Raw genomic sequence first — 12,978 nt, forward strand, 5'->3', positions numbered from 1 at the left:
TAGGATATTGGCTTCGCGCATCTTGTTGTCCAAGTGTAGTTTTTAGCGAAACCATTTGATCATGCAACAAGATGCGCTTCCACCCTAATTTGATGATTTATTTGTAAATCATCAGGGGATTCTTCAGTGCCCAACCCGCAGTTTCCAACTTGCCATTAAAATCACTGGCATCGAAAGCATTATTAGCGATGTCAATTTTGATAACATCACCAGTTGCATCGTAAATACCCGCAAAATCTGCCGCTTTACCAATTGACTGACCATAGTTGGATGTCAAATCGGTACCACCCTCAGCTTTAGTCTTACCGATACGGCCTTCTAACTTATAGGCATCAGCTTGATATGCAAAATCGAGGTCCACTGTATCAGAGGACATGCTTGCCTTACGAGCCCAAGTTTGTGCCCATGCAAAACCACCTTTATCGGTATGCTCAACTAAAGTACAAACACCTGCGGCATTTTTCTTAAGACACTTGTTTTCACCCTGTTGGGTCGGGAATAAGAAAATTGACGTATTGGCATTGTTTGCATCAAGCTGCAAACTCATAACATTTAGACCGAACTCAAGGCTATCAGTTGGTCTGTATTGGAAAGCAGCATTAACAGCTGTGCGTTCACGGTCTTGTTGGAAAGTTGTTGGAACAATTTCCCCCCAACCAAGTAACGACTCAATACCATTACGTTGGTATTCAGTTTTATCTAACGAGCCAGCCACTAAAAAGCCAAATTTTTCGTCTTCAGTTTTCCAGCTATATAAACCTGAGGTCTGCGGATCTGTCGCTTCAGAAACAGTACCGTAATCACCTTTTGCACTTAAAAATACAGAATTAGCTTCTAAATCAAGCGGCTTACGAGTCTTAACTAACACTGTGCCGCCAATACCGCCCTCTGCAACATCAGCCTGAGAAGATTTCTTGACCTCTATACCACCAACTAATTCGGGAGGAAGTAAGCTGTAATTAAAACTGCGATCAATGGCTTGTTGATCAAACCATCCTGTTGAGGCGACAGAATGCCCATTTAATAATGTGCTAGTAAGTTGGCTAGAAGCACCTCGAATAGAAACTTGTTGACCTTGGCCAAACTGACGGTTTACCGCAACACCAGGAATACGGCCTAAAGACTCCCCCACGTCACCGTCAGGAAATTTACCAATATCTTCAGCGGTCACAGCATCAACAACAGCGTCAGAAAAACGTTTGTCGTTAACAGAAGCTTTCATTGAAGCTCTCATACCACGCACTTCAATTTTTTCAATATTTTCAGGAGCGGCAGCAGTTGCAGCCGCTTCTGCAGCGACAGCACTGATTGAAACCGCGCTGCCGAGGAGGATAGCAATGTTTGTAGCTAGTACACTTTTCTTAAAGGATGATGGTCGCATCTCGTTTCCCTTCCATAACTTTATTATCGTTTTAGTATTCATAACCATTCCGATGGAATGACAACGCTGTCATGTCTAGAGCAAACATTACACAATAATTAACAGCCTTGCCACAACAAAATAACTCTGGACGAAAAAAAAAGTCATAACACTGACTTTGGCAGGATAGAATCTGAATATATTTAAGCAAAAATAATCACTTAAATAATTTGATGTAAAATTACAACTTATAACGGAGTGTTAACAGTTGAAAAATGCCGCAGTTTGTAACAAATGAGCATTGCTATACGGCATAAATGCTCGCACTATAAGCAACATAATAAAAAGTTAACTGACAACGCTGTCGGCTTGTAAATTACGCTTAAAGGATTGAGGTTCATCAATCTGCTAGCCCTTCGCAAATTCGAATAAAGAGTTTTTAGATCAATGAAAGTCACTATCAACGACGTCGCTAAATATGCTGGAGTGTCAATCAAGACAGTTTCCCGCGTAACCAATAATGAGCCATCGGTGAAACAAGCCACGATTGATAAAGTGAACGAGGCCATTAAAGCATTAAATTATCAGCCCAATCTTGCCGCAAGAAATCTGGCAGGGACAAAATCCTATGCTATTGGTTTTATTTATGATAATCCTAACGCGTATTACATTATTGATATGCAAAATGGGATTTTATCGGCATGTAAAGATAAAGGCTACGAGCTTGTTATCCACCCTTGTAATGCTAAATCTGACACAATTTGTGATGAGCTGACTCAGCTTGTTAAACATTCGAGGCTCGCAGGTTTAGTGTTAACACCGCCACTTTCAGAAGATCCAAAAGTACTGAAATCTCTCAACGAGATCGATGCAAATTATGTCCGCATTATTGCAGGGGAAGGAGTTAAAGAGCCAGATGGGCTCACCATTTTAGTGAATGACAAGTCGGGGGCGGTTGAAATAACCCAGCATTTGATTGATTTGGGCCATAAAAATATCGCTTTTATAAGTGGTGATTTGCACCACGAATCCACGAAAGAACGATTACTTGGCTATAAACAAGCATTAACAAAAAACCATCTAATTCTGAATGAGGATTACATAATTGAAGGGAAATACTCATTTGAATCGGGGGTCGAAGGCGCAAATATCCTGATTAAACTTAAAAATCGTCCTACTGCGATTGTTGCTTGTAACGACGAAATTGCAGCAGGAGCACTTTTTGCCGCACGTTTAGCAGGGCTTGATATTCCTGGTGACTTGTCGATTGTAGGATTCGAAGATAGCCCATTTTCACGCCAAACTTGGCCGAAGCTTACCACAGTTCATCAACCCAATTCTGAAATTGCCCAAGTTGCGACAGAACTGTTAATCGATAAACGTCGTGAGCTAGATGCTAAATTTGCAAAAACATTTACCCCAGAGCCGGTTATCCGCGATTCTTCTGCCTCACCTAAACACTAGGATATATTGACGTTTTAGACTTATATTAGTAGTGCGTGATACAAAAGTGGCGCATTGTCGTCGTAGTACGTAAACGGATTCTCTAGTAGCAGTAATATCAAATCCAATATCGAAAAATGCCATACTAAAAACACGAGAGATCATAGCTCACTCGTGTTTATACCGTTAGTGTAATTTCAGCTTTGGTCTTTGCCACTTGAGCAGCTTTTGTGCGATGCGATAAATAATCGCAGAGAACCAACCATATAGGCTCGCTAAATGCCTCTGATATAAAGAGATGTACATCAGCCTTGCGATATGGCCTTCAACGAAGAAAGTACCAGAGCGCAGATTCCCCATTAAATTACCCACGGCCGAAAAGCGGCTTAATGAAACTAAGGAACCATAATCTTTATAGACAAAAGCCTTTTCAGCCTTATTTTGTAGCCGGTTCACAATATTCTCATATAGCGTATCTGCCATCTGAGCAGCGGCTTGAGCGCGTGGCGGAACAGGTTGACCAGACTCCAGAATTAATAGCGCGCAATCCCCAATGGCATAAATATCTTGATGGCCTTTCACCCGCATACAAGCATCAACTTCGACTTGGTTTCGCGGCGTAATAGGCAGTTTAGAAAAATTTCGGAAGGCTTTTGGACCTTTAACGCCAGCCGCCCAAACCTTTAGGCCCGCCTCAATCACATCACCATCTTGAGTGATGAAGCCGTCACGCGTCACTTCCTTTACCTGCACCCCGATGTGTAAACGAATACCGATTTTATCAAGTACAGCTTGGGCTCTAGCACTTACACGCTCTGGCAGTTGAGGAAGAATTTTGGGAGAGGCTTCAATAAGATGCACATCAAGATGATGTTTTGAGATATTAAGGTAACCATATTCTTTAACTGATTCAATCACATGATGAAGTTCAGCGGCTAACTCAACGCCTGTTGCGCCTGCACCAACAATGCCTATACTGACTTTCTCTTGTGTTTCATTGAGTTGTAACAAGGCATCCAAGAGCTTTTGATGAAATAAGTTAGCGTTATCTAAACTATCGAGAAAAATACAATGTTGCTCCGCTCCTAGGGTATTAAAGCTATTGGATACTCCACCTAAGGCCAGAACTAAATAATCATATTCAATCTGACGAGGTTCAAGCAATAATTCTCCTGAATCACTATATACAGCAGCAAGCTGAATAGTCTTTGCATCTGGTTCACACTGCTCAATTTCACCACGAATATAACGATATCCATTTTTAAGGCCATGATCTCTGTAAAGTAATCCCTCAATCGACTGATCGATAACCCCCACAGCAACTTCGTGTAATTTTGGCTTCCAGATATGAATAGGGCTTTTATCAATTAAGCAGACATCGACGACATCACCACCGCCCAACTTACGGCCTAATTTTGAGGCCAGCGCTAAACCTGCAGCTCCACCGCCCACAATAACGATTCGTTTCGTAGCCAAAATAACAACCTCACAAGCTCATTTAAGTGGCTAAGTTATACCATGGAACAGATAAGAGATAACTACTTTAGTCTAACTAAGCAGACCATTTTACATTAAAGATATTTCAGAAATCGAACGACTTAATGAGCTACGTGATAAAATTTAGGCAACAAAAAAGGGCCCTCAGGCCCTAATTTTAAAAGAATAGATTTAAACCGCTTCTTCGTTTTCTTCCCCAGTTCGAATCCGGATAACCCGCTCAACATCTGTCACAAATATTTTGCCATCACCAATCTTACCAGTACGTGCAGTTTCAACAATCACATCTATAGCTTGATCAACGAGATCATCTTGGATCACAAGCTCAATTTTTACTTTTGGCAAAAAATCAACCATATACTCAGCACCACGATAAAGCTCCGTATGTCCTTTCTGACGACCGAAACCTTTGACTTCGAGCACAGTCATTCCCGTGATCCCAATCTCAGCAAGTGACTCGCGCACATCATCTAATTTAAAAGGCTTAATAATGGCTTCAACTTTCTTCATCAAACATTCCTCAGCACTTGCTTACAGATAATCAAACAGAATAACACTAGCTTACACGTGGTTAAGGCATTATTGAAGCATTGGCATCGCTTTACTCATAAAACACAGTTTCTATAAAACGGTTCTTAGCACATAAAAATCTAAAAATTACATCGCAGATCCTAGCCTGACAGTTATACTTGGAGTTAGCTGTTGATGTTTAAACCCCTGCTGGACGCGGGACACTTATGACAAAGGAACTGTTATGAAAACCCATCAAAATGGTTTTAGCCTGATAGAACTATTCACCACTTTATCCATATCAACACTTCTCCTTACGATTGGGGCTCCATCGTATACTGACATAACTGACCATTTTAGAGCAGATTCGAATATAAAAACTGTTCAACAAACATTCGCATTTGCACGTAACACCGCAATAAACTACGGATATAGGGTAACTGCTTGTCCTCTCGTTAATGGACACTGCACTGATAACTGGCAGCAAGGTATCTCAGTTTTTACTGACTCAGGTGCAGCTGAAACACTTGATTTAAATGATAAAGTGATAATGACTATTGATGAGTTCGATAGCAAAGATTTTATAAAGTACAACCGTAGCTCTGTAAGATTTCAGCCAGATGGGCTTGCATCAGGCAGTAACGGAACCTTTAAATATTGCCCACGAACAATAGATAACAAAAATTCTAAAGCAATAGTGGTCAATCAAGCGGGACGAGTTCGCTTATCTACCGCAAAAAATATTGACTGTAAATAAATGCATATTGATAAATATGCTAGTACACGACCCATTGAATGCAGCTAAGTTGTTAATGCACTGCCACAGTATTGAGATGCAGAGCATCAGCTTTCTCTATACTGAATATAAATTACTCGTACATAACTAAAACCATTTAAACCTTGTGTATTGGCTGTGCTAATTATAAACGACACTGTAAAACAACTTATTGGTTATATTGAATATCTTAGATAGTTACTGATCTTGTAGGCTCTCTCGCATATACTTAACCGAGTTAACGCGAGGATTATTCAATGTTTACTCTCTCAAAAGGTTTTACTTTAGTTGAACTAATGGTCACCATCGCAATTGCGGCTTTACTTCTTTCTATTGGCGTCCCCTCTTTTACAGCAATGTATGAAGCGACTCGTAGCGCAAATGAAATACAAAAAATTAATGACCTTTTTGCCTTTGCGCGAAATCAAGCGGTGAATTACGGTTCTACAGTCACAGTATGCCCCTATGCAGCCTCCCCCTGTGGTAATGACTGGAGTAAGGGGTTTAGTGTGTATATTGAAAAAAATGGTTCAAAAAAAGTCCTAAAGGTAATAGATGGATTTAACTCTAAAGATACGATTTCACTAACTGGCCCGACAGATAAAACCGTGAACTTTACTTCTGATGGCCTAGTATCTACTGAAACATCTATTATATATTGCCCAAGTGGAGAAAGTGATGGTTCTAAAAGCATAAAAATTAGTACATCAGGATTAATTAAAGAGGGAAGTGATAACCAAAGTTGCTTATAACTGACTGAGCATCCACTTACAAATTATCACTATATTAAATTTCAAAAATGCCAAATCAAATGAAACGATTTGGCATTTTTAATACTGAGTTTAAAAACATCGTTTTGGCGCTAAGTTTTTATTAAGCTTAAAATGAATCACTAAAAGTGTTTATCTAGGTGTCAACTTATCCAATTCTTGAGCCTTAAGGCTGTTGAAAGAAGCATTAAGTTCAACGCATTCTTCAACTGCATTGATGTATGACTTTTTACCATCATTTGAGTGATGACGAAGAGTGCCTACAAGGCTAGCCATTCGTAACGGCATTTCACTCATCTTCCAACGATAAAAAGCAATTTCAGCATTATTATTAAACGTTACATAACATTTGAAATCCTGTTCGACTTGAGGATTTCCAGTAACAGCCCAAACTTTGCTCGATATCAACACCAAAATCGTGGAGAGAATGACTCGTTTCATTTCCAACACTCCGCACTTGGACCTTTAGCCCCTGTATCTGTTAAGGTCAAAGGAGCACAGGAAGAATCACGACTTGCCTGTATCCCTTGAGCGACTGCTTTTAGCGTAAATGATGTTGTACCACTTGATGTCACAGAATAATTACCATGTTCAGTAATATAGGGATCTGCGCCTATCAGCTTAGTTAAATCAGTAGCATACTTACGATTATCTAAGTAATACTGTTCTTGTAAATTAGCTAATCTCATCAACGCCGACAATCCTTCAGCTCTCGTACTTTGCGCAACGTATCGAGTATAAGAAGGATATGCAATTGCCGATAAAATGCCAATAATGACAACAACAATCATCACTTCAATTAATGTAAATCCTTTATCTTTAATCTTCATATTTACTTATTCATTTATATGGTAATAAATTTTATTGGTATTTAAACCACCACCCAATCCAATGGTTCCTTTGCATTCGCCATTCTCACACTCCCCTTTTCCTACACCAATAATATACGCTTCAGCTTTTTCTCCATCTTTAGGCTTAGGAATAACTATTTGGGGGGTATCAGGTACCCGCTCACCTACCTCGTAATAAACTTGGCTATAAGAACGAGTCCCCTTATGCAAATCGAACACGTACAACCTACCTTGCCCTGAAAAACCACACACACCTGAATCCAAATCAACTGATTGATTAGTTGGCGGTACAAAAGAGGTAAAATAGACTTTACCATTAAAAATTAGTGATGCTGATAAACTCTTTTCTCCAATAGCTGTAAAGCTGTACTGCCAGCCTTTCATTTTTCCAAATGCAATATCACCATCTTTATCACTAGGAGCTGAATTGGTGACATCATAAAGATCCATAGAAGTCAATGTTACAGGCTTTGTAGTAAAATTTTGCGTTACAACGTTACGGTCTTGGAATACATAAAATTTATCTTTAATACTTAAGCCTAGTGGGTTATCACGATTACCCGAACCAATCGTCACAGCATCATAAGGAATTTTTTGATAACTTAAAGTTGCGCCATCTGAATGCACATTATTAAATTCAGTCTGAGCAACCACTGGACCCGCAAAAAACATACGATTATCCGGTGCAGGCCCGGCAATGGATGCGAACTTAAATACTGTCCACTTATCCTTGTCTGTGCCAAATAAATCCATACGCCAAACATTGCCTGAAATATCACTAGAGTATATGCGGTCAGTATTACCATCATTATCACTATCGAGTATAGCAACTTTAGCAACAACACTCCCCATACCTGTATCGGTAAATTTTGTGATAAGCGTGCCATCCTTTGCATTTACGATATAAACCGCTTGTCCAGAACCTTGAGCCGATGCCATACCTCCACCAAAAATTAATACAGGATCACTAATTCCTTTTAAAAATGTAACAACAGGCTCTGACCAAGTTTGGCCCAAATCTTCAAAGCCAGTTGAATCAGAATTAATCATCCATTTAAATGTTGGTGAATCTGGTTTTGAAATATCTAAAGCATAATAAGATGTACCACCACTACGCATACCTAAGTAAAGCCAAGCATCTTTTACTTTGCCCGTACTATCTGTTTTTGTGTAAGCCACTGGGGATAAATCCATCCCATAAACAGAATGCACACCCGTTGCAGGATTATTTCTTAGTTTAGGAATATTGCCCCAAAGCTCATTAGGGATAAATGCCCAGGATTCAGAAACTGAACCCACAGAATAATCTGCACTACCCAAATCGGAGTCCTTAAACATATGCACTAAACCTTGGTTAGTACTAAGAATAATCCTCACATCCATAGTGGTAGCAGATCCAAAATTAATTGCTAAAGGTTTAGAGTGCAGAGGATCGCCCATCATATCCTCCCTAGGATCTGAAGTGCTATCGTCATTATCATCATCATCGACATCCACACCATACAACCAATCCAAATCAGTTTGTGAATAGCTAGAAACGAAGGAAGACGTTGCCAAATTCACTAGATTGGTACCGCTATTAGTATAAATTTTGCGATTTTTAAGCTGGCTTCTTAATGTCGGTAATACCCCACCAGACAGCACCTTATTTCCATCGTTTACACCGGAACAAGCATTCCAATAGGTACATGTATCAATAGAAATGTTACCATTTGTATCAATAGCATTAGCGCTACCGCCAGGACCGACAATCTCCCCTGCTGAGTTCACCTTTAGCTTTTTAAGGTTACCACTCCAACGCGGACCATTTCCAGGCAGAAACATAGCATAATATGCGGCATTATAGGTTTGAGTTTTATCAAAATTATTACTGGCAATACTTGGAGATGTAAACGTAGAGTCAATCGTTAAAATTGATTTTAACGCATCGTCCAAAGCCGTTACTAAATCAAGACCATTTTTTGCGACATAGTATCCTTTAGAAATACCATCACTATTGCGCGGATTTCCACCTCTAAAAGCTGTTTCTTCCAATAAATCTGCTGCCGCATCAGCACCGTCCGAAAAACCAATAGTAAAAATACGAATATTTTGTTTGTTATCAACTCCCATAGAATCTTTATTTCCGATAACTACATCATTGTTGTACATATAGGCAGCTAAAGCCGGCATGTAACTAGTATCATTTTCATTCTGAGGATTTTTAAAGTTAAATATAGTATAATCAGCATCTTTATTTTTAGCTGTCGAAGTTAAATTTTTAATTAGTAAATCAGCTGACTTATCAACTGTTGGTGCACCATCAGTAATATAAATAACATAAGCTGTATCAGGACATTTTTTAAAAGGAGTTGAATAATTTCCTGTCATTAGAATGCTTGGCGGGGTATTTTTTTTATAATTTAAAGACTTATAATCAGTATCTTTATTTCCAAAGGTTACTGGACCACCACTAAAGTACATGTAAGCCTCATAAAGAGTTTCACATAATGGCGTATTTGTTTGCGCCGGCATACCTTTGATTAAATTGGTTAAACTTGTTTTATTCACTGAATTCATTTCAGCCAAGTCATAAACAACTCGGCCACCATCAGCATTAGATTCATCAGGAAAATTAAGATTAAATACAGCCAGACTAGCATCAATTGGTACAGCAAGTGAGTCTAAAGCAGAAATTAATGCTTTCTTGGCAACATCAAGACGAGTACCAACACCACCACTCTCTTGTCCTTCTTTAGTTGTCGTAACCCATTTGTGCCAGACTAGATAATGAGCAGTATAAAGCGTCACTGGTTGCCCTGAGCCAAACTGAGTGTTTTTTAAACTATTTAAGCGGTCGGTTTCGGTAGCGCTGGTTGTATACATCGATTTATTGTTTATGGGATAACCATTTGCAAAAGAGTTACCTTTCAATTTACCCGGATTAACAGGATCAGCATTTAAAATATCTTCATAGCAATCAACAATATCATTTTGATTAAAACCATTATTATCAGCAAGATTATTCCATGTATTTCTGTTGCTACTAAACTCTCTTAAATAACCAGTATAACGTCCTTTAGAAACTAAAGCCTTTGCAGCTGTATTGCAGTTATTATTATCTTTATAAAATCGTCTCCCATCATTAGGCTTATCGGGAGTAGGCATATTACTAGTATTATCAATTCCCCCTGCATTCCAGTAGGTTCCCTTGTCGTTAATATAACCTGAGTAATTCTCCAAAAAAGTTCCAAATCCATCAGGATAAGTACAAACTCCTGCATTTTTATCTGCCTCAGAGCAATAAGAAGTTACAGCATTTTCTTCCACGGTGGACATACTGCCAGAATTATCAAAAATAAAGAGTACCTGCGGGCGTTTGCCTGTTCTAACTGTTGAATCCACCAAATAGAGTTCAGTATCATCAGCAAACGTCAAGCCTGCTGAAAAAGTGATAACTATAAATATTCCAATGAGCAATTTGTTTAACATGATATTAATCCTATTAAGGCAAGACTTGCTGCTCTACACCTGATACAACGGTTAGTTGACCTAAGTCATCTCGACCAAATGTTCTTGTACTACTAATTTCCACTCGGCGACAATTCACTAAATTAGCCCCAGTTGCGTTTGCTGTTCGCTGACAGGCTACATTTCTAACTCCTGTAAGGGGGTATGGGGTAAGTTGCTGTACACCATTAAAAAGTTTTTCCGTAGTAGCAACATTTAGATTCGCCAATAGCATGCCTTCATATTTTAGTATCACTTGCTGTAGCCCACCATCAGCAATTGATTTAGCTTCAATCCGCTCAGCTCCGGCTCCAGACATACGTATGGCTTGGGTTGAATTGACGGCTAAGGCGACACCTATTATTGTCATTAAAAGCAGTACAATGAGTGCGAAAAATAATACTATCCCTTTCTGCTTTCTCATCTATTCGTCCTCTAATTGCGAATTAACACAGGATTGGCAAGCACCATAGTGGTTGAAACCACTTTTCGTCTAAAGTGGTCATTTAATCCTTTGATTTCCTTGTCACCTAAAGTGTAAGTCGTATCATTTGTATAGCTTTTATCTTCATCGATTGCTCTAACTAATAAATAAACTCTAACAGCAACTAAACGCTGAAATAATTCGTTATCCCACATTAAAGGTGTAACATTTTCAGCAGGCATAAAACTATCAGCGGTATCATCGCCATCATTATCAAAACCATAGAGAATACGCATATTTTCTATGCCTTCGACTAATTGTTCTTCATTGTTCATACCATTGTTTTTTGTTAACGTTTTACGTCTTAACACCGGTACTAAACCATCATTCTTAATAAAATAAATATGATGTTGATATTCCCAAAATCGTGCATTTTCAAGCGCAGGATTCGGAGGATTACCCCCTTTAAATAACACCGCTTGACTAGAATTTGCTGCCATGTAATAGCGCTCTCCGTTGGGATTTGTAACTGGAGGCCCGATCAGCCTTTTTATTTGGATCACATCCGTATTTGCATTAACACCATTTAAGCACGTTAACTCCACAGCACTTTTACCTGCTTCATATCCCCACAGTCTTCTAAAGTGTGCAGGTTCATTATTGGGCAATGTGCCATTATTTATCCCAGCCCCAATACAATCATTCGCGATGCCATCTCTTAATGTCATATTGGTGCCAAGTACAAAATCGGTTCCAGTGATATCACCCATAAAGCCGAGTTGGGTAATATCTCTTTCCATCAGCGCCAATGCAATCCTGCCATTTTCTTGTAATTGGTTGAATTGACTAGTCGTTACCACATTTGAAGATGACATACTAAACATAGCGAACAGCCCTAGCGTAAGAAATAGCCCGATCAGCATCGAAACCATTAACTCCACTAACGACATTCCCTTTTGAAAATTCGTCATTTTGTCTGCTCGCCTAAATAATCACTGTTGATACGACAAAAATACGTCGACGAGTGCCAAGATCTTCACCACATTCATTCCCTGTGTATGTTGTGCCGGCGCCCTCACGAATACCTCTCCACGCCACGGCAACAGTCACCGTCGTTCCATCAATGGCTATACAAGCTGTTGGAGTATCTAATCCACCGACATTTTGGCCATCAACGATTTCCGCAGCGCCCATGAAACTCTGTTCCCATTGATAAAGGTCCCAAGCTTCAGTTTCAGCTGGAGAACATAAACTGACTGCGCCAACAGCAACATCACACTCTTTAGCCGGCTTAGCCAGCGTTCCAGTATATTCTCCGCTATAATTGGCTAATTGCGTTCGATTAAGCTTCATACGGTTAATAATATCGTTGGCATAGTAAGAAGCTTGTGTCTGCTGAAAAGATTCAAAGCTGCCGCGCTTAGCCACTATGTGTAAATTAAAAATACCGATCAGGCCAATCACTAAGATCACTAATGCAACAAGCACTTCTATTAGTGAGAAGCCTCGTTGAAATCCTTGATGTGTCAATCGTTCGAATTTAGTCATATTTTTGACATGCTTTTCAGCTATTTACCCTTTTAAATCTTAATCTTACGATAAAACCATTGCTAACAGTTAATAATAGATGAGTAAAATGTAAGTGGCCAGTAACAATAGCATATAAGCTGCAATCTCATTATGCTTTGTTTGAATTTAGTCATACTTAGACAATAAAAAAGAGGCCATTGGCTAATGCCGTTCACTTAAGAGTGAACGGCATTTTTCTTTGGTCTAACCGGAAACTTGTTTTTGCTCATTTTAAGGACTCGTGGATATGCCCTTTCCCGTTTACCATCCAGCTTAAATTGCCGTGCATT

11 protein-coding genes and 1 pseudogene are annotated in these 12,978 nt (G+C 39.3%); 3 read left to right on the forward strand and 9 right to left on the reverse strand.

The window, feature by feature from the left end:
• Positions 1-124: 124 nt before the first annotated feature.
• Positions 125-1,381: pseudogene (locus AEA42_RS18820) on the reverse strand (TonB-dependent receptor); the annotation flags it as partial.
• A 426-nt stretch (positions 1,382-1,807) separates the two neighbouring features.
• Between AEA42_RS18820 and AEA42_RS18825 the strand changes: the two are divergent.
• Positions 1,808-2,824, forward strand: coding sequence for a LacI family DNA-binding transcriptional regulator (locus tag AEA42_RS18825; protein ID WP_037421020.1), 1,017 nt, complete (start codon positions 1,808-1,810; stop codon positions 2,822-2,824).
• A gap of 165 nt (positions 2,825-2,989) precedes the next feature.
• Here AEA42_RS18825 and AEA42_RS18830 read toward each other — a convergent pair whose 3' ends face one another.
• Together AEA42_RS18830 and glnB are read right to left on the reverse strand one after the other, a co-directional pair.
• Entirely contained in the window at positions 2,990-4,279 is a 1,290-nt protein-coding gene (locus tag AEA42_RS18830) for an NAD(P)/FAD-dependent oxidoreductase (protein WP_037421015.1), read from the reverse strand.
• Between the two features lie 192 nt (positions 4,280-4,471).
• Entirely contained in the window at positions 4,472-4,810 is a 339-nt protein-coding gene (glnB, locus tag AEA42_RS18835) for a nitrogen regulatory protein P-II (protein WP_011073353.1), read from the reverse strand.
• 244 nt (positions 4,811-5,054) lie between these two features.
• On the opposite strand from glnB, the gene AEA42_RS18840 reads away from it, so the two are divergent.
• Both AEA42_RS18840 and AEA42_RS18845 read left to right on the forward strand, forming a co-directional pair.
• Positions 5,055-5,567 (forward strand): GspH/FimT family pseudopilin, encoded by a 513-nt coding sequence (locus tag AEA42_RS18840; RefSeq protein WP_055648541.1) that lies wholly within the window; start codon positions 5,055-5,057, stop codon positions 5,565-5,567.
• A 275-nt stretch (positions 5,568-5,842) separates the two neighbouring features.
• Positions 5,843-6,337, forward strand: a complete 495-nt coding sequence (locus AEA42_RS18845) for a GspH/FimT family pseudopilin (protein WP_055648542.1) — start codon at positions 5,843-5,845, stop codon at positions 6,335-6,337.
• Positions 6,338-6,487: 150 nt separating this feature from the next.
• Here the strand turns inward: AEA42_RS18845 and AEA42_RS18850 are convergent, their stop codons facing one another.
• The 6 genes from AEA42_RS18850 to pilV are packed head-to-tail and all read right to left on the reverse strand — an operon-like array spanning position 6,488 to position 12,691.
• A complete protein-coding gene (locus AEA42_RS18850) occupies positions 6,488-6,796 on the reverse strand; it encodes a TapY2 family type IVa secretion system protein (protein WP_037429632.1) in 309 nt (102 codons plus the stop codon).
• The gene (locus AEA42_RS18855; RefSeq protein WP_037429631.1) at positions 6,793-7,185 is read right to left on the reverse strand and encodes a type IV pilin protein; all 393 of its coding nucleotides are present in this window, start codon (positions 7,183-7,185) and stop codon (positions 6,793-6,795) included. The genes AEA42_RS18850 and AEA42_RS18855 overlap by 4 nt, the downstream gene beginning before the upstream one ends.
• A gap of 6 nt (positions 7,186-7,191) precedes the next feature.
• Entirely contained in the window at positions 7,192-10,677 is a 3,486-nt protein-coding gene (locus tag AEA42_RS18860; RefSeq protein WP_037429629.1) for a PilC/PilY family type IV pilus protein, read from the reverse strand.
• Positions 10,678-10,690: 13 nt separating this feature from the next.
• Positions 10,691-11,119: a pilus assembly PilX N-terminal domain-containing protein gene (locus AEA42_RS18865; protein ID WP_037429627.1), complete on the reverse strand. Its 429-nt coding sequence runs from the start codon at positions 11,117-11,119 to the stop codon at positions 10,691-10,693.
• Between the two features lie 11 nt (positions 11,120-11,130).
• Complete coding sequence (locus AEA42_RS18870) at positions 11,131-12,090, reverse strand: PilW family protein (RefSeq protein ID WP_037429626.1); 960 nt, start codon at positions 12,088-12,090, stop codon at positions 11,131-11,133.
• A gap of 13 nt (positions 12,091-12,103) precedes the next feature.
• A complete protein-coding gene (gene pilV / locus AEA42_RS18875; RefSeq protein WP_047536846.1) occupies positions 12,104-12,691 on the reverse strand; it encodes a type IV pilus modification protein PilV in 588 nt (195 codons plus the stop codon).
• Positions 12,692-12,978 lie beyond the last annotated feature (287 nt).

The organism is Shewanella sp. Sh95 (assembly GCF_001308045.1).
GTDB classification, from domain to species: domain Bacteria; phylum Pseudomonadota; class Gammaproteobacteria; order Enterobacterales; family Shewanellaceae; genus Shewanella; species Shewanella xiamenensis.